Genomic DNA, 20046 nt, shown 5'->3' on the forward strand with positions numbered 1-20046 from the left:
TAGAACCAGTCGAGGTTTTTTGATGTCAACCCAAACCGTCAATGTGACGATGTCCGGCAGTCGCAAACGGCGAATCAAGGACAAACTAGCTAGCGTCAGTGTCACCGCCGGGGGGATCCTGGTGTTGGTAGCATTGCTGCTGATTTTCTTTTATCTGCTGTATGTGGTGAAACCGATCTTCGATTCGGCCACTATCACTCGCAAAGCCGAAATTACCCTGCCAGTGCAGGGACAAACCGCCTTGCTGGGGATTGATGACCAGAATCAGATTGGCTACCGCTTCAGTCGGGAAGGACAACTGGATTTTTTTGCACTGGATAGCGGTTCGGGTTTTCCGGTCGGTCAACTCATCAAACATGATGCGGTGGCTGGTCAGGTAACGAGCGTGACTACCACCTCGCTGGGTAAGCGTCAGGTGGTTTACGGCTTTGCTGATGGTACCGCCCAGGTGGTTCAGCCTGACTTTGTGGTCACTTATCCTAACGATAAGCGGGTCACGGAGGCTGTGCTCAAGTATCCGCTGGGGAATGAGCCGATTGTGCTCGACGAGCGTGGGCGCGCCATTACCCATCTGGCTTATGAGGCAACCAGTGCGCTGGCGGTGTTTGCCGCGACTACAGCTGATGGCGAGACATTGCTGACGGCCCGCGTCGGGGAAGAGAACTTCCTTTCCGGCGAGGTGGAGTGGACGACCAAGCGTTATGCCTTGCCGCCGCTACCCGGTACCGTCGAGCAGGTCTTGTTGACGCCGGATCTGCGCTATCTGCTGGCTCGCTCCGGCAAACTGCTGTCGGTATTCGATATTCGCGATCTGGATAATATCCGTCTGAGTTCGGCGATCCAGATCAATGCTGCTGGCGGCAATGTGACTCAGGTTGCCTTGCTCAGTGGTGCCTCCTCGCTGCTGGTTGCCAATGACAATGGGGTCATCTCCCAGTGGTTCGAAGTCCTCAAGGACGGCACTCGCCAGTTTACTCATATCCGTGAGTTCCAGGCTTCCGGGCCAGTCCGTGAGTTGGCGGTGGAGCATAGTCGCAAGGGCTTCATTGCGCTCTCGGCGGAAAACCATGTCGATCTATTCCATGCCACCGGTGAGACCCGTTTGCTGTCGGAAGTGATTGGTCAGGGCAGCATCGATAGCCTGGTGTTGTCGCCTCGCAATAACAGCCTGCTGGTGGAATTTGGCAATCAGTTCCAATTTTTCCATGTCAAGAACGAGCATCCGGAAGTCACCTGGTCGGCCCTGTGGCAACAGGTCTGGTATGAAGGCTATCCAGGGCCGCAGTATGTCTGGCAGTCCACATCAGCCTCGGATGACTTTGAAGCTAAGTTGAGTCTGGTGCCATTGGCTTTCGGCACGCTGAAAGCGGCCGCCTACGCCATGTTGTTCGCGGTACCGATTGCACTGGCTGGGGCCATCTTCGCCGGTTATTTCATGTCGCCAGGCATGCGCAAAGTGGTCAAACCGACCGTAGAAATCATGGCGGCATTGCCGACGGTGATCCTCGGTTTTCTGGCGGGCTTATGGCTGGCTCCCATGATCGAACAACATCTGCCCGGCATTTTCTTACTGCTGGTGGCGTTGCCGCTGTCGATGCTGCTGGCGGCATTTGTTTGGCATCACCTGCCTCGCCGGATCAAGGAAAGCGTGCCTGAGGGCTGGCAGGCGTTGATGTTGGTACCGGTGCTGGTCTTGATTGGATATCTCTGTCTGACGGTCAGTCCGATACTGGAAGGCTGGTTCATGGGGGGTAATGCACGTGGCTTTATCACCAACACCCTGGGCATGCGTTTTGACCAACGGAATTCACTGGTCATCGGTATCGCCATGGGTTTTGCGGTGATCCCGACCATTTTCTCGATTGCTGAAGACGCGGTGTTTTCGGTACCCAAGCACCTGACGCAGGGGTCGTTGGCCCTCGGTGCCACCCCCTGGCAGACCCTGAGCCGGGTGGTCATTCTGACCGCCAGTCCGGGTATCTTCTCGGCGGTGATGATGGGGTTAGGCCGCGCCGTGGGTGAGACCATGATAGTGCTGATGGCAACCGGTAATACCCCGATCATGGATATGAGCATATTCCAGGGCTTGCGGACGCTGGCTGCCAATATCGCGGTCGAGATGCCGGAGTCGGAAGTGGGCAGCTCACACTACCGGGTCTTGTTCCTGGCAGCGTTTGTACTGTTTGTCTTTACCTTCATCTTCAACAGCGTGGCCGAGTTTGTCCGTCAACGTCTGCGTGACAAGTACAGCTCGATGTAATGGGCCCTCAAGGAATCAAACGACAATGAACAAGTGGTTTAAATCGGGCACTCCCTGGATCTGGATGACAGGTGGCGCCGTCAGTTTGAGTCTGATTGCCGTAGTGGGGCTGTTGCTCCTCATCGGTTGGCGTGGTCTGGTCTACTTCTGGCCACATACCATTTACCAGTGGGAAATTGACAATAATGGTCAAACTGAGCAGTTGGTCGGCGAGCTGCACGATAGCGAACTGGTGCCGACCGCTCGTCTGCGGGCGACTGGTCTGAAGCTGGAAGGCGAAGAGCGCGAAGTGCTGGAACGCTATCTGGTGAAGACCGGCAACCGGGAATTCGTGCCGCTGGACTTCCGCTGGGTCCTGGAGACCAATATCCGCTCCCGCACTACGCCCAAAGAATTGGCGGTGCTGGAGCGGACCACCAACGGCAACTTCTACGGTTATATCGAGCAGGTGCTGGAGTCTGGTAAAGCCGTTGATGGCGATCTGCATCAGCAATTGCAACGCCGTATCGAACGGGTTGCCGAGATCAACGACCAGGTTCGCTCGTTACAGCATGCAGATATTGGCGCTATCAACTACCAGCTAGAAAAACTGCGTCTCAAGGAGCGTCGTCTGGAGTTGGACCATGCTCTGACGGCTGCGGCACAAGCGGGTATCGAAGCCGAGCGCAAGGCATTGAATGACCACTATGCCCAGTTGGAGAAACAGCTGTTTACCCTGCGGGATCAGACCTTGCGGGATAGTCTGGTCGTCAAGGACATGCGTGGGCAGGCGGTGACCATTCCTCTGTCGAACGTGCTGGATGTCAATTGGCCCAATGACATGAGCCTGCTGAGCAAGATTGGATTCTGGTTTCACCAGATCGGCAAGTTTGTTTCGGATGACCCTCGGGAAGCCAATACCGAAGGCGGTGTATTCCCGGCGATCTTCGGCACCGTGTTCATGGTGCTGCTGATGACCGTCATCGTCACGCCATTAGGCGTGGTGGCGGCGGTTTACCTGCACGAATATGCCGGTAAGAATGCGCTGACCAAGTTTATTCGCATCGCGGTGATCAACCTGGCGGGTGTGCCCTCGATTGTGTACGGGGTATTTGGTCTGGGCTTCTTCGTCTATGTGCTGGGTGGCTCGCTGGATAAGCTGTTCTATCCAGAGGCGTTGCCGAATCCGACCTTTGGTTCACCCGGTGTTATCTGGTCGGCGATTACTCTAGCGATCCTGACGCTGCCGGTTGTCATCGTCTCCACCGAGGAAGGCTTATCGCGGATCCCGAGCGCGGTGCGACATGGCTCGCTGGCACTAGGAGCCACCAAGGCTGAAACCTTGTGGCGCATCGTGTTGCCCATGGCGAGCCCGGCTATCATGACCGGTCTGATCCTGGCGATTGCCCGGGCCGCGGGTGAAGTGGCGCCGCTGATGCTGGTTGGTGCCGTGAAGCTGGCACCCACCTTGCCGATGGATGGTAACTTCCCCTATTTGCACGTGGAGCGTAAGTTCATGCACCTGGGTTTCCATATCTTCGATGTTGGCTTCCAGAGCCCGAACGTCGAGGCGGCACGGCCGCTGGTGTATGCCACTTCGTTCCTGCTGGTGACCGTGATCGTCGGGTTGAACCTGACCGCCATCAGCATTCGTAACCATTTGCGTGAAAAGTATCGCGCGCTGGATAACTAAGCCCAGCTTTTTTCCGAATTCGAGGTAAACGATGATTAACGTTACTCCCACAATGAGCCAGAGCGAAAGCATTGACTTGGTGAACCTGCCGACGGAAAAAACGGCGCTGGAGATCAAGAGTCTGGATCTGTTTTATGGCAGCAAGCAGGCACTGTTTGATGTCAGCATGAAGATCCCCAAAGGGCAGGTGACCGCCTTTATCGGTCCGTCCGGTTGCGGTAAGTCCACCCTGTTGCGCTGCATCAACCGCATGAACGACCTGGTGGAAATTTGTCATATCAAGGGTGCCATCACCCTGCATGGCCAGAATATCTATGACAAGAGCGTCGATGTGGCGGCGCTGCGTCGTCGGGTCGGCATGGTGTTCCAGCGTCCGAATCCATTCCCCAAGTCCATTTACGAAAATGTCGTTTATGGCCTGCGTCTGCAGGGGATCAGTGATCGGCGCCTGCTGGATGAGGCGGTCGAGCGCTCCTTGCGTGGCGCCGCGCTGTGGGAAGAGGTGAAGGATCGTTTGCACGAGAATGCTTTCGGTCTCTCCGGTGGTCAGCAGCAGCGTCTGGTCATCGCCCGGGCGATTGCCATCGAGCCAGAGGTGCTGCTGCTGGATGAGCCGACTTCGGCGCTGGATCCGATCTCCACCCTGACCATCGAGGAGCTCATCAACGAGCTCAAGAGCAAATATACGGTGGTCATCGTCACCCACAATATGCAACAGGCGGCGCGGGTTTCGGATCAGACCGCCTTCATGTATATGGGTGAACTCATCGAGTACTCGGATACCAATACCATCTTCACCAAGCCGAAGATGAAAAAGACCGAAGACTACATTACTGGCCGCTACGGCTAATTGAACTGCTTCCGAGGATATGACCATGGATAACATGAATCTGAACAAGCACATCTCCGGTCAGTTCAATACTGAACTGGAAGCGGTGCGCAACAACGTGCTGGCAATGGGCGGACTGGTGGAGCAACAGCTCTCCGATGCGCTGGTGGCCATTCACGACCAGGATCTGGAATTAGCCCGGCGGATTGTGGAAACCGATCTGCAAGTCAACAGCATGGAGATCAGCATTGATGAGGAGTGCACCCGCATCATTGCCAAGCGTCAGCCCACGGCATCGGATCTGCGGTTGATCCTGATGATCTCCAAGTCGGTCACCGATCTGGAGCGGATGGGGGATGTCGCCGACAAGTTGGCGCGCATGGTGATCAACAACAATAACAACCGCTCCCAGCCGCCGCTGGTGTCGCTGGAGAGCATGGGGCGTCAGGCCATCAAGATGTTGCATGATGCGCTGGATGCCTTTGCCCGCATGGATGTCGAAGCTGCCATCCAGCTCTATCACGATGATGACAAGATTGATCGGCAATACGAATCCATCATTCGCGAGTTGATGACTTATATGATGGAAGATCCACGTACCATTCCCCAGGTGCTGGAAGTGTTGTGGGCCGCACGATCTCTGGAGCGGATTGGCGATCGTTGCCAGCACATCAGCGACTACATCATTTACTGCGTTAAGGGTAAGGATGTCCGTCATACCAAGATTTCGGATCTGGATTCGATCTGAAGTCGTGCATCCGGCTCTGCAGAGCCACTGCCACTGCTGTTGTGCAATAGAAACATCAAGGCCACCGCGAGGTGGCCTTGATGTTTCTATTGCCTGCAGGTTGTCCCGGCTTCGGTCGTGGTTAAGGGCTCGATATCACCCACTCGACACTCAGGTGCGGGGCGCAATGCTCGGTGGCTTGTCGGACCTTCTGGCATAGCCGCGTCACTTGCTGGCTATCCCAGGAGGCATTGCGTGGATTGGCATGCAACTGGATCCGCAACCGGCGCCCTTGCTTGATAAGCCGGGGTTCGATACAGGCACGCTCTTTGGCATCCAGAGTCGCGAGAATTTGGCGCTCTATCTCGCCCTGCCAGTGCTGGTCGGCAGGAAGTTGCAGCAACTCCCATAATCCCTGACGGCTGACTTTTAACGCAACCGGCAGCGTGATGAGCACCATCACCAGACTCAGCATCGGGTCTATATAAGCGGCTAGCCAGGACCAGGCGCTCTGTTGCAAGAGACTGGAGATGACAAATGCCAGTGTGACGCCGAGACTTATCAGCGCATCGAAGCGGAAGTAGTGCTGTTCGGTGGCTAGAATGGGCGAGCGTAATCGCCGCGCCATACCGCCGAGCCACCAGGACAAGCTGCCACAGAGCAACATGCCGAACACGCCATACGCAATCAGGGGGAGCTCCTGGGTGCTATGGCCACCTTGCCAGATACTGTGCACTGATTTTCCGGCTGTCAGCAGGCAGATCAGCATCAGAACCAGTCCCTTGAGAGTCACCAGTAGCGGTTCGCAGGCGGCCAAGCCGTTGGGCCTTTGGCGGGAGTCAGGCTCGCCGAGGCGGCTTACCAGGCTTGATTCAAAGGCAATCATCAATGCACACAGCAACGAGAACAGAGCATCAAGCCAGATTGCTAGCGAATGGGCATGTAGGGCCACAAGAACACCAATCAGGGCAAAGCTGCCATCAGTGAACGCCAGGGCACGGAGAATTCGGGATTCGTGAAGAGAAGATGTCATGTCGCCCCCTTAACCCAGTTGGTTAAAGGGACCTTTGACATGCAACGAAGAAGAAGACCAACCGACGGGGACCGGAACGATGAAGCGGGTAAAGAGGGGAGCCGATATAGGTTCCTGCGTATCATACAGGGTGAAGTAGGGCAGACGCTCTGTTTGCATAAGGCCTCCGAAAGGCATGGTTGGGATGGTCATGAAGAGCCAGCGCGGTTGTCGGCAAGACAGCGGCGGTAGGCGCTGTTAGTATGACAACCGACAATTTGATGAACAAGGGGCAGAGTACCCCAGGAGCCAATAGTGAACGTTATTTTTGACCTCGGAAATGTGTTGGTGCGATGGGATCCGGTCGCCATTGTTCGCTCCGTGATCGATGGCCCGGGGGCTGTGCGTCTGGCTCAGCATCTGTTTGTCCACCCGGACTGGCTGGAGGTGGATCGGGGCTCGCTGACACTGGAGCAAGCCGCCGCCCAGGCGATCGAGCGCACCGAAGTCGATGAGCCGATCATTCATGGGATTTACGCGGCTGTTGCTCCCTCGTTGCAAACTCTGCCTGCGAGCGTTGAAATCCTAGATGACTTGAAAAAACAAGGACATACCTTATATGCGTTGTCCAATATGGGCCAGGTCAGTGCCGCTTATCTGCAGCAGCACGCCAGTTTCTGGTCTGCGTTCAAGGATGTGGTGATTTCATCCCGCGTTGGACTCATCAAGCCGGAGCCTGCGATTTTTGAGGCCATGCTGGTGCAATTTGGACTGGTTGCGGCGGATTGTCTGTTTATCGACGACTCAAAAGAGAACGTTGATGCAGCACTGGCGCTGGGGCTGGATGCTTTTGTGTTTCAGGATGCCCAGCAGTGCCGCGGTGAGTTACAAGCTCGTGGCTTGCTCGGTGTTTAATGCCTCAAAGTTGTTGTTTTTTTAGTAAACGCTTTCAATAGTTGGCCTTTGAATCGCAGAGTCTGATCCTGGTCAAGGAAGATCCAGTTCCTTGATACTGCGGGTTTGCTCACAAAAGCCGTCTAATGGTAACTTGTGCACACTTGTCTTCGACGGGGCTTTTGGGCCCGGACAACGATGGCTATCACGTTGAGATCCTTTCTCTGCACAGGGGCAGGATGATGGCGCACGCAGGGAGCATGCCGCAGACCTTGGCACACTTTCTGATAGAGATAGTGATTGGATGTCTCGAAACTGTTTGAGACAAACGTTTTTGGTGGCCATCGCTGAACACCCTAGCTTGGTGTTCACCCTGACCTTGAACAGCGTTGGTGGGGCCGTCGCCGCACCTGCAGCAAAGCGAGGAGAGAATGGATACAAGTAATAACCAGACTGTACTGGTACTCAACTGCGGTAGTTCTTCCCTGAAGTTCGCTATCATCAACCCGGAAAGTGGACAACAGTACCTGTCTGGTCTGGCGGAAGCCTTGACCTTGCCCGAGGCGCAGATCAGCTGGCGTTTTGGCGATGACGGTGAAAAGCAGAAGGCTGCCTTGGCAGCGGGTGCGGATCACACGGCGGCGTTGACCTTCCTGGAAGAGCAAGTCCTCCATGGTCGGCACGACCTGCTGGACTCCCTGATTGCTGTTGGTCACCGGGTGGTGAATGGCGGCGAGTTCTATTCTGAACCTGTGCTGGTCGATGACGAAGTCGAGAAGGTTATCGAGAAGTGCATTCCCCTGGCTCCGTTGCATAACCCGGCTCATTTGTTGGGGATCCGCGCGGCTCGCCGTCTGTTTGCCGCACTGCCTCATGTCCTGGTCTTCGATACCGCTTTCCATCAAACCATGGCCCCGGCGGCGTTCCGCTATGCCCTGCCGGATGAGCTGTATCATCAGCATGGCGTGCGCCGTTACGGTATGCATGGCACCAGTCACTACTATGTGGCCCTCAAGGCCGCTGAGCAATTAGGCCAACCCCTGGAAGAAACCAATGTCATTACCGCCCATCTGGGTAATGGTGCCTCGGTCTGCGCGGTGAAGAATGGTAAGAGTATCGACACCAGTATGGGCATGACCCCGCTGGAAGGTCTGATGATGGGAACCCGCTGTGGTAACGTGGATCCTTCCATCGTCTTCTTCATGGTCGATGAACTGGGGTACACCCTGGAGCAGGTCAAGGATGTTCTGAACAAGAAATCTGGTCTGCTGGGTATCTCCGGCAAGACCAGCGATTTTCGTGGCATTACCCAGGGCGTGGAAGAGGGCGATGAGAAGGCCATTCTGGCATTCGATATGTTCTGCTATCGCTTGGCCAAGTTCATTGCCTCCTACTATGTCTCTTTGGGGCGCGTCGATGCGCTGGTGTTTACCGGCGGTATCGGTGAGAACTCCATGATGATGCGCAGTCGTGTGCTGGAGCTGCTGGCCCCCTTTGGTTACATCGAAGATGCCAAGGGCAATGAAGCGGCACGGTTTGGCAATGGCGGCCTGATCACCCAAGCGGGTTCAGCCAAAGCGTTTGTCATTCCGACCAACGAAGAGTTGGTCATCGCTCAGGGTGCGGCTCGATTCGCTTGAATCTTGCTCCGTTGACGATCAAGCCTGCCCATTCGGCAGGCTTTTTTCTGTCTACCTCGTCAGGCTTGAGGGTATGATGAGTCTGCCAAATCGTTGGCAACGGGATTTATGAACATAAGAAATAAGGAGTCATGATGGCGATCTTGGTGACCGGTGGGACCGGTTATATTGGCAGTCATACCGTGGTCGAGTTGTTACTGGCTGGCCAGCAGGTGGTAGTCGTCGATAATTTTTGCAATTCCCACCCGGTGGTTCTTGACCGAATCGAGCAAATTGCCGGTCAACGTCCTGCTTTCTATGAGCTGGATGTGCGCGATGGCGCGGCGTTGGATCGGGTCTTTGCCGAACATAGCATTGACGCTGTTATTCACTTTGCAGGCTTGAAGGCCGTAGGCGAGTCTTGCCGTATTCCGCTGACCTATTATCAGAACAACATTGCCGCCACCTTGACGTTGTGTGAAGCCATGGCCCAGGCGGGGGTGTTTAATCTGGTTTTCAGCTCATCGGCTACCGTGTATGGCGATCCGCATGCGGTGCCGATCCGCGAGGATTTTCCATTAGCCGCCACCAATCCTTATGGTCGCTCTAAGTTGATCGGTGAGGATATATTGCGCGATGTCGCCAAGGCCGATCCGCGCTGGGGCATCGTCTTGCTGCGTTACTTCAACCCGGTCGGCGCCCATCCTTCTGGGCTGATTGGTGAAGACCCGAACGGTATTCCCAACAACTTGCTGCCTTTCATCACCCAGGTCGCCGTTGGCCGTTTGCCGCAACTCTCTATCTTCGGCAATGATTATCCGACACCGGATGGGACCGGGGTGCGAGATTACATTCATGTGGTGGACTTGGCGTTGGGGCATCTCAAAGCGCTGGCGCGGATTGCCGAGGCGAGAGGTGTCTTTACCTACAACCTGGGCACCGGGATTGGCTACTCGGTTCTGGACATGGTTAAGGCCTTCGAGCGTGCCTCCGGGCAGACAATTCCTTACCAGATAGTGGCGCGCCGCGCCGGTGACATTGCCGAGTGTTGGGCCGCCCCGGCACTGGCGCTCTCCGAATTGGGGTGGCATGCACAACGGGATCTGGAGCAAATGATGAAAGATAGCTGGCACTGGCAATCGAGTAATCCATCCGGGTATCAGAGCAACTAAACCTAAGCAGGGCTACCAGAAGTAGCCCTGCTTTATTGGCAACATCATCAGTACAATCGTGGCGTGATCTGTTAATTCCAGTGAAGGCAATATCGGCCGTCAGGATTAGCAGATTCTTAACGCTAGCCCCCATGGCAGGGTGCAGGGCGCAGGTAAATAACGTACTATGCACATCTTGTTCTGTCTGGTTCTGGGGTCCGCTTTATTGAGCGGTAAATCACTTGCACTATGATGCTCTTTTTTCTCGCTTTCTTTGTTCTGTGTTTTGCTCTGACCGGGGTCGCTCGTCGCTATGCATTATGGCGTCATGCGTTAGCGATCCCCGAATTCCGACATCATCATTTGGAGCCGGTTCCCCGTGGTGGTGGCATTGCTCTGGTCATCACTATGATTACCTTGAATCTGGTGATGTATCGCTATGATCTGATTGATATTGCGGCGGCCCGCAGTTTGAGTTTTTCCGGGCTATTTCTACTGCTGGCTTGTATCGCCAATGATCTTCGACCCTTGACCTTGCGGGTGCGGTTGTTGCTGCAAGTGGTGGCGGTTTCTCTGGCGCTCACCTGGTATGACCGGGATTTAATCGTCATTGTGTTCGATAGCTATCTGTATCTATCTGGCTGGTGGTTTCCGCTATTGGGATTACTACTGCTGGGCTTTATCAATCTGAATAATGTGATGAATGAGGTTGATGGCCTGGTGGCCAGCCAGTCTTTCATCATGATTTTTGCGGCGGCCTCGCTGCTGGCGATTTCTGGCGAGCTACAGTGGACTATCCCGCTGATCCTGCTGTGTGCACCTATCTTAGGATTCCTGGCGTGGAACTGGCCGCCAGCCCGGATCATGATGGGTGATGCGGGCAGTAGTTTTCTTGGTCTGTTTATCAGTCTGCTCGGGTTACACCTGGCCGGGGATACCTCGATCAATCTGTGGGTGTGGTTGATTTTGATGGCGGCGTTTATCACCGATGTGGTGACCACCTTTCTGGTCCGCGCGCGTTTTGCGTTGAGCCTGATGCCATCCAGCCATAAAAATCATGCCTACCAGATCCTGGCCCGGAAATGGGATAGCCATTTCTACGTTACGGTATTGTTGTGTGCCATCTGCTGGTTGTGGCTATTCCCGTTGGCTTACCTGGCGATGGAGTTTGAAGGTTGGGGGCTAGTGTTGTTAGCTCTTGCCATCTTGCCGATTGCTGCCGCTTGCCTATATCTCAAAGCCGGGCGATACGATATGGACACGGAACCTGCGTTGTAAGCTATGTTCGAGCAATAAGAAGGCCCGCAATGCGGGCCTTCTTGTTTTGCTATGAAACAGCACTCAACTATTTAGCGAGTGACCGTTTTGACGCCCTCCGGGCTACCGACCAGCGCGACATCGGCACCCCGATGGGCAAACAGGCCGACCGTCACGACGCCCACGATATTGTTGATCTGGGATTCGAGTTGCTTGGCGTTGCTAATGTGCAAACCGTGCACATCAAGGATCTGGTTGCCATTGTCCGTCAACACCCCAGCCCGATACACGGGGTTACCGCCCAGCTTTTTCAGCTCACGCGCCACATATTCCCGCGACATGGGGATGACTTCGACCGGGAGCGGAAAACGCCCCATGGTCTCGACGACCTTGCCGCTATCGACGATGCAGACAAATTGGCGGGCGACGGCAGCAACAATTTTTTCCCGGGTCAGGGCGGCACCACCGCCCTTGATCATCTCCATCTGCGGATTGATTTCATCGGCACCATCGACATAAAGGTCGAAGCTGTCGACGTCATTCAAATCCATCACTGTGATGCCGAGAGCCTTGAGGCGTTCGGTGGAGGCTTCAGAGCTGGATACCGCGGCCTTGATCTGATCCTTGATACTGGCCAGGGCATCGATAAAGCAGTTGACGGTGGAGCCTGTGCCAACACCGATAATGGTGCCCGGTTGCACATAGCTCAGCGCGGCCCAACCTACGGCCTTTTTCATTTCATCTTGAGTCACTTTTCTCTCCTGCTGTACTCGCTCGGGCGGATTATAGCGGAGATGGCGCTAAAGCAGCAGCCTGGATTCTACAATGGCCAGTGCCAGCGACGGCTGGGAGTGATAATTTCGGGGAGCGGTACGTCCCAGGTTTCTACCGGTACCCGGTCGATCTGCTGGCAGTCATGGGCGATGCCAATGGGATAGGGGCCCAAACGATGCTGGTGCCAACCTGCTAGTGTTCGGTCATAAAAGCCGCCGCCCATGCCGAGGCGATTGCCATGGGCATCAAAAGCAACCAGCGGGGTAAAGACGATGTCGATAGCGGATTTGACGATGATGGTCTGACAATTCGGCTCTGGTTCGGCAATCCCGAAACGGTTGCTGGACATAGGGGTATCAGCCTGGAAATCGACGAACAGCAGATGGCCTTTACTAAACGGATGGAGTACCGGTAAACAGACGGCAATGCCCCGGCTCCAGCACCATTCGATCACTGGGCGGGTATCGAGCTCGCCATCGCTGGCCAGATAGAGTGCGACCCGTTTGGCATGACAAATCAACGGGTGTTGCGTGAATTGAGAAACGAGCTGGTCGGCTGATGCTAGCTGATAATCCGGTGCCAGATCACGACGCATGGTGCGTAGCTGCTGGCGGATGAGTTGACGCTGTGACATGAAGAAGAACCCCGGTGGTGCCGTTGCAGTTCGTGGCCCTTGAACCCTGAGGTCCAAGGCGGAAATCTGGATCCAACCGCAGGCTTCTCGGTACGAGCCGAGCATGCGCAATAGTCGGAAAGCGACTTCCTAAGGGAAAAATATCGGCTCAGGGACTTTGATCCGCTGACGAACACCCCAGGGAGATTTACTTTAATCTTAGCCTATCGTTGTAGCAGTCTGCCTTGTTCTTTCAGGGCCTCTTCGATGGTGGCCTGAAGCATTCTGATGCGCTGATCCATAGTCTCAGAGTATTGGCGGTTCTTGTTTTTTTCAAGTGCCAATTCGTGACAAAAATTGAGTGCCGCCATGACCGCCAATTGCTCATTGTTACTACTGCGCGAACGCTGACGCATTTGAGTCAGCGTTTCGTTGAGTTCAGTTGCGGCGGAGTGCAGATGGGCACCCTGTCCTGCTTGGCAAGAGAGTTTATAGACACGCCCCATGATGTTGATTTCAACAGCTTCAATCCCGGTGGTCATGTGTTCCTCATCTATCTTGCGGTATGAACTGGCCTGTCTCGATTAGGGGCGACTATATAGTGCAGATCTGCAACTTTCAAGGCTTGGCTGGCCGTCTCATGGAGGCAGTGATAGGATCGTCTCCTTTACGCTCATCCATTGATGTTTTCTTGTACGAAAAGAGGCCAGACCTATGACTCATGATGTTTTACAACAATACGGTGTGGCTGCCGAGCTGCTCGATGCTCAGGATGTGATGGCGACGCCTGCAGAACTGCATGGCGTGTTGTGTGGCATGTTGTGTGGTGGCGCGCCGATCCGTCGTGATGCCTGGCTGCAAGAATTTAACGAGTTGGTGAATGACGGTGTCGCGTTACCGGTGGCGGTCAATACTTGGCTCGAGGCGCTCTTTGCGGCCACACTGGAGAGCTTAACCCTACAAGCAGGCTTGCAGTTACTGTTGCCGGAAGAGGATGAAAACCTGGAGGATCGTTTGCTGGCGATGAGCGATTGGGCCCAGGCCTTCCTGGCGGGGTTTGCCGTGATCCAGCGCGATCTGAGCCAGGCTTCGGATGAATTGCAGGAAATGCTGAGTGATATCAGTGACATTACTCAGCTGGAGCAGGAAATGGACGATGAGCCCGAGACCGAAGAGTCTTATATCGTCATTTATGAACACTTGAAGCTGGGTGCCATGATGGCGTTTGAAGAGTTTGGCCAACGACCGGCTGAACTGGTTTCCAAGACCCTGCATTAAGGGTTCTGTGGCTCGGGATTTCCAACGTTTATGCTATTTGACTCTGTGTATCTTCGGGCCCAATGAACATCTCGACCTCGGCTTGCCGCCGGGCAGCGAACAGGCTCTAATGGGTTTTCACTCTTTCCTTGGCATTGGTGATGCAAGAATTTGATGTTGCGATCCTGGGCGGTGGCATGGTGGGTTCGACGCTGGCGTTGGCGTTGTCCCGCCTGCGTGATCTGCAGGGGCATCCACCGCGGATACTGCTGATTGAATCCCGACGCCCGCACTCTATCGATCATCCGGGATTTGATGCTCGCGCTATCGCGCTCTCCTACGGCAGCCAACAGGCGATCGCTGAACTGGGATTGCAAGCCGAATTCTTGTCAGACTCGGCGGCCATTCGTTCCATCCATGTCAGTGATCGCGGCCATTTGGGTCGTGTCGAACTGACGGCTCATGAATATGGGCTCCCACAGTTGGGCGGCGTGGTCGAGTTGCATGCCGTCGGTCAGCGTTTGTTGCGACGCCTGGAGGCGAGTCCCGAGATTGGGTATCGAGCGCCGGCGCACGTTCAGGATCTCGAGTTTCACGACGACTCTGTGGTGATCCGGCAAACTGATGGCCAGAGCGCCCGGTGCCGTTTGTTGGTGCTGGCCGATGGTGGCGAGTCCTCCTGGCGTACCAAATTAGGTCTGAATTGGCGGCAAGAATCATTCGAGCAAACGGCGCTAATTACCACGCTGCTGACCCAAGGGACACCACCTGAGCGAGCCTGGGAGCGGTTTACCGAATCGGGGCCATTGGCCCTATTGCCACTGGGCGCGAACCGACTCTCGGTAGTCTGGTCTCTGCGCCATACTGAGGCCGAACAGGCCTCAGTATGGGGTCATGATCAGTTCCTCGAACGCTTGCAACACGCCTTTGGCTATCGGGCTGGCCGCTTCATGCTGGCGGGTTCCCGTGAGTTGTATCCACTGTTCCTGCGACAGACCCAAGATATCGGGCATCACCGCCTTCTGGTGTTGGGCAATGCCGCTCAGCAACTTCATCCGGTGGCCGGGCAAGGCTTCAATCTCGGTTTGCGCGATATCATGACGCTCTATCGGCAGTTACAGCCGATATGGCATTCTCATCTCGATGTGGGTTCGGCATCCGTATTGCGATGTTACCGCGCCGCTCGGCGTCCAGACGTAGACACCACCATCTGGATGACCAGTACTCTGGCTCGGTTATTTGCCTCCCCCCATGTGCCTCTGGTCTCCGGCCGGACCTTGGGGTTGTTGGCGATGAATCGTTGCGCCTCGCTCAAACAACATCTAGCCAGACAAGCCTTGGGATTAATCGAATGAAAACCGTAGATATTGCCATCATCGGGGGCGGCATGGTCGGATTGGCCATCGCCGTGGGTCTCAAAGATTGTGGCTTACGGATTGCGCTGCTGGAGCAGCATGAGCCTGAATCTCTGGTCCCGGAGGCAGCGCTACGGGTCAGCGCCTTGAACCTGGCTGCTACCAACTTTTTAAGTCGACTTGGAGCTTGGGACTCGTTAGTCCGTCGGCAAGCTTACACTTCTATGGAAGTCTGGGAGCGAGATGGTCACGCGCGTTTGCATTTTGACGCGACGTCGGTGATGCAACCGGCACTAGGACATATTGTTGAAAATCGGGCGGTAGTCGCCGCCTTATGGCAGCAACTGGCGGGCAGCGACGTCCAGCAGCTGTGCCCTTGCTCGATTGCCTCGTTTTCCCCTTCGGCGGCCGGGACCTTGATCTTGCCTGAGCAGGGGGAGCCGTTGCTAGCCAGCGTGCTCATCGGTGCCGACGGTGCTCATTCCCGCTTACGGCAGCAATTCAATTTTCCACTCACGCAATGGAATTATGCCCATACCGCATTGGTGGCGACCATCCGTACTGCCGAGCCCCATGGCAACTGCGCGCGCCAGCTGTTTAGCTCCGAAGGCCCTCTGGCCCTGCTGCCGCTGTGGGAGCCCAATCTTTGCTCCATCGTCTGGTCGGTTTCTCCGGAGCGTGCCCATCAACTACAGGCGCTTCCGGAAGCCGAGTTTAATAAGACGCTGCAGATAGCTGCCGATGGGGTGTTGGGGGCATGCGAGCTGGTTGTTGTGCGAGGCACAGTGCCGCTCAAGGCACGCTATGCGCGGGATATCATCCGTGACGGCTGTATTCTGGTTGGCGATGCCGCTCATACCATACATCCGCTGGCGGGTCAGGGGGTCAATTTGGGGTTGATGGATGCCGCCGCGCTGGTTGAGGCAATTCGGCACCAGGTGGATGCGCAGCGCTGGAATGGCGAACTTGGTTTTCTGGCGGCCTATAGTCGCTGGCGCAAGACCGAAGCGGCGCAGATGCTGGTGGCAATGGAGGCGATCAAGCGTCTGTTTGTTCTGTCTGATCCGCTGAGTCGAGGTGTGCGCGCTCTGGGAATGGGAGTGCTGGACCGATTCTCGCCGCTCAAGAGCCTGTTGGTCCGTCGAGCGTTGGGGTTGAGCGGGGAGCAGCCAACGCTGGCGAGCCCCCTTGTCGAGACCCGATTTTAACGGGCTGAATCGAGCGTATTGACGCGCGGATATTGGTAGAAGGGAGCCAGCTTGCTCAGCAAGTCGCATTCACCAATCGGCGCCGCCAGTATATGTCCCTGCAATTGATCACAGCCCAGCTCCTGCAACCATAAGGATTGCAGGCTATTGTCCACACCCTCGCCAACCACCCGTTTGCCCAGCGAATGGGCCATCTGGATGATGTTACCAACCAGCTGCTTATCTATTTCACAATCGAGCATCCGCAAGGTAAAGCTGCGATCCAGTTTGATGGTGTGGAAGGGCAGGCGGCTGAGATAAGTCAAGGCGGAATAGCCAGTACCGAAATCATCCAGTGTCAGGCGATAGCCTGCCTGTTGTAAGGCGGTCATCACCTGCTGGGCTTGCTGATAATTGACCCGCAATGCCTGCTCGTTCAATTCCAGAGAGATGCGGGATGGGATGATGTGGTAGGTCAGGGTCAAGCGCTCTAAAGTATTTTTTAGCTCCGGATCCAGCAATTGCTGCCCGGTCAGATTGATCGCCATCTGCAAGCCGGTCATACCGGCGACATCCAGCTGATGCAGTTGATGCAGCGCCTGCTCCAGAACCCAGTTACCAAATTGCAGCCCCAAGCGACTGTTCTCCAGAATGGGAATAAATTCCAGCGGTGGAATGTTGCCCTCGAGGGGCAGTTGCCAGCGACTCAAGGCTTCCAATCCAATGATTTTTTGTTGTTTACAATCCTGGATCGGCTGGTATTGCAGGTAGATCTCACCACTCCGCAGAGCCTGACTCAGGCGTTGTTCAATAAAGTGGTTACGCACTGATTTTTCTTGAAGTTGCGGAGTGAAGACTTGATAGCGTTGGTCCGCTTGCAGTTTCACTTCGTTGAGAGCCATCTCGGCCTGACGCAGTAATTCATTGGCCGGGATCTCGCTGCTATCAATCATCACCACACCGGCGGAGAACTGCAGCGCAAAATTACGCTCCGTCAGCAGTAAGGAAGATTCTAGACGGGACTGCAATTTGGCGATGATGATGTGGACCTGGGTCTCATCTTGCAAGTTACTGATCAGTAAGGCAAACAGGTCACCACTTAAATGGCAGAGCAGATCTGCTTCGCGAACCGACAGGCTGAGCTCCTGGGCCACCCGTTGCAGCAGTCGTTCCCCCTCCTGATGGCCAACTGAATGGCTTAGCTGCTTGAAGCCATTGATCTCGAGCAGGATCAAGGCCAGTTGTACCGGGTAACGCTGCAATGCGGCCAACTGGCGGCCCACCTCGAACATAAAACAATCCCGATTGGGTAAACCGGTCAGGGGATCATACAAGCTGTGCTGCTGTAACAAGGTGGCTTGTTGCGCCAGGGTCGCGGTGTTGTCATCCAGTTGTTGCTGCAATGCCCGGACCTGCCGAGTCATCATCGACAATTCGTCATGAGCCGGATAGCGAGTTGGCGCCAGTGGCTCACTCGAGGTATCGCCGGTGGATAGGGCCAATAACTGCTGCAGGCGTCGGATCCGCGTCCACTGCCATCCGGACCAACCCAGCACCGCCACGATGGCCACCCATAACGGAAACCAGTGCCAGAGACGGGTGACTGTGTTAGGTACCGGCGCCTTAGCCATCAGCAGTAGATAGAGTGGGCCCTGGCTGGATGCATCGGTCAGCGGCGTCATCCAGATCTGGTGGGCCAGCAGCGCATCGGCAAGCAGCTTACTCCATTGGCCCACAGTCAACGTCGGCGGTAGTTGTTGTGACATGATTCGCTGCACTGCTTTAGGTAATAGCGAGCTTGTGGCGCTGGATAACAGTTCGCTATATGCCTGATATGACAGTGTTTGCCACGGGGTTTCTGCAGAGGTGGTAGCAGGTAGTGCTCCCAGGAAGAAACCGGTTATGCCGCTGGCCTGCTGCAAGCGTTGCAACAGTGGGTCGAGTCGACTGATCGCGATCAAGCGTCCCGGAGCCCCGAGGCGGATGTGTACTACCGATTGGATCAGCAGGCATTGCTGGGCACATTCAATCTGATTAGCGGGTTCTGTTTGCGCTCGTACCCATAGATCCTGCAGTACGGTATCGGCAACCGGGGCATGGAATGACAGAGGAGCAGAAGCCGACTCCGGATACCAATGCAAAAAAACAAAATCGTCTGTGGTATCCGACGGGTCTGTTGGCAATCGCTGTGTCATGGCTTGCTGACGTTCAGCGATCAGGGTCTGCAGCAGCTGCTGGATCCAGCGATCGGCGTTATCTTCTTGCGCCGATTCGACATCCTGTGCCATAGCCGTCTGTTCCAGCTATATGGATCCAGCTGCAGCCAGCACGATCAGCACGACAGCCACAAGACCTTGTTGGCGTAGGGAGAGGAATCTGGATTTTAGTGGCATTACGGCTTTCTCTTTATCGGATGATCATGCTGCAGGATCGCGGTTGCCCATGGCTTGTGGGCTCGATATCTCGATCCTCATTGGCTTAAACATAGAGCACTCAGGGTCATGAAACCATCTCTTCGCAGAACATGCGAGCCCGAGAAGCGCAGAACTGTGTGGTTGGCGAGACAGGATCTGAGAATTGCCGCCTGACTCAAGAAACCGATGCAAAGCTTTTCATTTTTGTCAGAGGGGCTGTCTACACTGCAAGGAGTGACGTCAAGGCGGTATGCGAACCTGTGTTCTTTGCCGTACCTAGGTTGCCTAGCCTGTGATTCGTCTATGAGATTTCATCGTTGTTCATGCGTAGAGGGTGCTGATATGAGTCATATTCCGAGTGAACTGCGTTATACCTCCACTCATGAATGGGTGCGCTTGGAGGAGAACAACGAAGCCGTGGTTGGCATTACCTACCATGCCCAGGCCATGTTGGGGGATATGGTATTTGTCGAGTTGCCGGAATTGGGGTCGGCACTGTTGGAGGGAGATGATGTGGCCGTTGCCGAGTCGGTGAAGGCGGCCACGGATGTGTATACCCCGGTCAGTGGCATCGTCATCGGTGTCAATGATGAGTTGGAAGCCTCGCCAGAGCAGATCAATCAGGACCCTTACGGTGCGGGTTGGTTATTCCGGGTGAGGCTGGAGGAGGCTGAGGAGCTCGATGGTTTGATGGATGCTGAGTCTTATCAGCAGATGTTGGAAAATGAGTTGGATTAGCGGCTGAGAAGCCGTTTTCATTGCCAAGCAAATGCTGGTTCATGCGTTTATGTCAGTGAATTGTGAATTAAATCTCAATGTAAAACGTTTGCGTTGCATTTTCAGTGTGTTAATTTAGCGGCATTCAACGAGGGCGAGTCTCTTCTTGAACATGCGATCTTGGATCGCGATTCCGTAGCACTTGTTTAGCCCGGGCATGCCCGGGCTTTTTTTATGTGCGCCGGGCATGGCGCGCAGCGCCGTGACAGGCGCTATCCGGTCACCGTGGTGGTGATGGGATGACTTGG

At 55.3% G+C, this 20046-nt stretch carries 18 protein-coding genes and 1 other RNA gene; 12 read left to right on the forward strand and 7 right to left on the reverse strand.

All coding sequences use genetic code 11. The features are described 5' to 3' along the window. Nucleotides 1–22: 22 nt before the first annotated feature. Genes ACYVG7_RS17185 through phoU form a run of 4 tightly spaced genes read left to right on the forward strand, consistent with a single transcriptional unit; the run spans nt 23 to nt 5509 of the window. Complete coding sequence (locus ACYVG7_RS17185) at nt 23–2260, forward strand: ABC transporter permease subunit (protein ID WP_460884310.1); 2238 nt, start codon at nt 23–25, stop codon at nt 2258–2260. A 25-nt stretch (nt 2261–2285) separates the two neighbouring features. Then, a complete protein-coding gene (gene pstA, locus ACYVG7_RS17190) occupies nt 2286–3932 on the forward strand; it encodes a phosphate ABC transporter permease PstA (protein ID WP_460884311.1) in 1647 nt (548 codons plus the stop codon). A 52-nt stretch (nt 3933–3984) separates the two neighbouring features. Next, complete coding sequence (gene pstB, locus ACYVG7_RS17195) at nt 3985–4782, forward strand: phosphate ABC transporter ATP-binding protein PstB (protein WP_460884312.1); 798 nt, start codon at nt 3985–3987, stop codon at nt 4780–4782. 25 nt (nt 4783–4807) lie between these two features. Then, entirely contained in the window at nt 4808–5509 is a 702-nt protein-coding gene (phoU, locus tag ACYVG7_RS17200) for a phosphate signaling complex protein PhoU (protein ID WP_460884313.1), read from the forward strand. Between the two features lie 121 nt (nt 5510–5630). Here phoU and ACYVG7_RS17205 read toward each other — a convergent pair whose 3' ends face one another. After that, nucleotides 5631–6521 (reverse strand): cation transporter, encoded by an 891-nt coding sequence (locus tag ACYVG7_RS17205; RefSeq protein ID WP_460884314.1) that lies wholly within the window; start codon nt 6519–6521, stop codon nt 5631–5633. 9 nt (nt 6522–6530) lie between these two features. Further along, nucleotides 6531–6680, reverse strand: coding sequence for a hypothetical protein (locus ACYVG7_RS17210; protein WP_460884315.1), 150 nt, complete (start codon nt 6678–6680; stop codon nt 6531–6533). Nucleotides 6681–6815: 135 nt separating this feature from the next. Here ACYVG7_RS17210 and ACYVG7_RS17215 point away from each other — a divergent pair, with 135 nt between their 5' ends. From ACYVG7_RS17215 to ACYVG7_RS17230, 4 genes are all read left to right on the forward strand, one after another. Further along, on the forward strand, nt 6816–7415 hold the full coding sequence (locus tag ACYVG7_RS17215) for an HAD family hydrolase (protein ID WP_460884316.1): 600 nt from the start codon (nt 6816–6818) through the stop codon (nt 7413–7415). A gap of 410 nt (nt 7416–7825) precedes the next feature. Next, a complete protein-coding gene (locus tag ACYVG7_RS17220; RefSeq protein WP_460884317.1) occupies nt 7826–9034 on the forward strand; it encodes an acetate kinase in 1209 nt (402 codons plus the stop codon). A gap of 134 nt (nt 9035–9168) precedes the next feature. Beyond that, nucleotides 9169–10185, forward strand: a complete 1017-nt coding sequence (galE, locus tag ACYVG7_RS17225; RefSeq protein ID WP_460884328.1) for a UDP-glucose 4-epimerase GalE — start codon at nt 9169–9171, stop codon at nt 10183–10185. Between the two features lie 228 nt (nt 10186–10413). Next, entirely contained in the window at nt 10414–11442 is a 1029-nt protein-coding gene (locus tag ACYVG7_RS17230; RefSeq protein ID WP_460884318.1) for an MraY family glycosyltransferase, read from the forward strand. A 71-nt stretch (nt 11443–11513) separates the two neighbouring features. Here the strand turns inward: ACYVG7_RS17230 and rpiA are convergent, their stop codons facing one another. The 4 genes from rpiA to zapA form a co-directional block, all read right to left on the reverse strand. Further along, complete coding sequence (gene rpiA, locus ACYVG7_RS17235) at nt 11514–12173, reverse strand: ribose-5-phosphate isomerase RpiA (RefSeq protein WP_460884319.1); 660 nt, start codon at nt 12171–12173, stop codon at nt 11514–11516. A gap of 68 nt (nt 12174–12241) precedes the next feature. Next, a complete protein-coding gene (locus tag ACYVG7_RS17240; RefSeq protein WP_460884320.1) occupies nt 12242–12829 on the reverse strand; it encodes a 5-formyltetrahydrofolate cyclo-ligase in 588 nt (195 codons plus the stop codon). A 4-nt stretch (nt 12830–12833) separates the two neighbouring features. Next, nucleotides 12834–13016, reverse strand: a non-coding RNA gene (gene ssrS / locus ACYVG7_RS17245) — 6S RNA. A 16-nt stretch (nt 13017–13032) separates the two neighbouring features. Next, nucleotides 13033–13350, reverse strand: a complete 318-nt coding sequence (gene zapA / locus ACYVG7_RS17250; protein ID WP_460884321.1) for a cell division protein ZapA — start codon at nt 13348–13350, stop codon at nt 13033–13035. 172 nt (nt 13351–13522) lie between these two features. Between zapA and ACYVG7_RS17255 the strand changes: the two genes are divergently transcribed. The 3 genes from ACYVG7_RS17255 to ACYVG7_RS17265 all read left to right on the forward strand — a co-directional run bounded on the left by ACYVG7_RS17255 (nt 13523) and on the right by ACYVG7_RS17265 (nt 16628). Beyond that, nucleotides 13523–14086 carry a UPF0149 family protein gene (locus tag ACYVG7_RS17255; protein WP_460884322.1) on the forward strand — a complete coding sequence of 188 codons (564 nt, stop codon included), beginning with the start codon at nt 13523–13525 and terminating at the stop codon, nt 14084–14086. 140 nt (nt 14087–14226) lie between these two features. Continuing rightward, a complete protein-coding gene (gene ubiH / locus ACYVG7_RS17260) occupies nt 14227–15420 on the forward strand; it encodes a 2-octaprenyl-6-methoxyphenyl hydroxylase (protein WP_460884323.1) in 1194 nt (397 codons plus the stop codon). After that, complete coding sequence (locus tag ACYVG7_RS17265; protein ID WP_460884324.1) at nt 15417–16628, forward strand: FAD-dependent monooxygenase; 1212 nt, start codon at nt 15417–15419, stop codon at nt 16626–16628. The genes ubiH and ACYVG7_RS17265 overlap by 4 nt, the downstream gene beginning before the upstream one ends. Here the strand turns inward: ACYVG7_RS17265 and ACYVG7_RS17270 are convergent. Then, a complete protein-coding gene (locus tag ACYVG7_RS17270) occupies nt 16625–18895 on the reverse strand; it encodes a putative bifunctional diguanylate cyclase/phosphodiesterase (protein ID WP_460884325.1) in 2271 nt (756 codons plus the stop codon). The two genes, ACYVG7_RS17265 and ACYVG7_RS17270, sit on opposite strands and share 4 nt — an antisense overlap. A gap of 468 nt (nt 18896–19363) precedes the next feature. On the opposite strand from ACYVG7_RS17270, the gene gcvH reads away from it, so the two are divergent. After that, nucleotides 19364–19759: a glycine cleavage system protein GcvH gene (gene gcvH, locus ACYVG7_RS17275; protein WP_460884326.1), complete on the forward strand. Its 396-nt coding sequence runs from the start codon at nt 19364–19366 to the stop codon at nt 19757–19759. Nucleotides 19760–20046 lie beyond the last annotated feature (287 nt).

The sequence above is a fragment of the Pseudaeromonas pectinilytica genome (assembly GCF_054780855.1).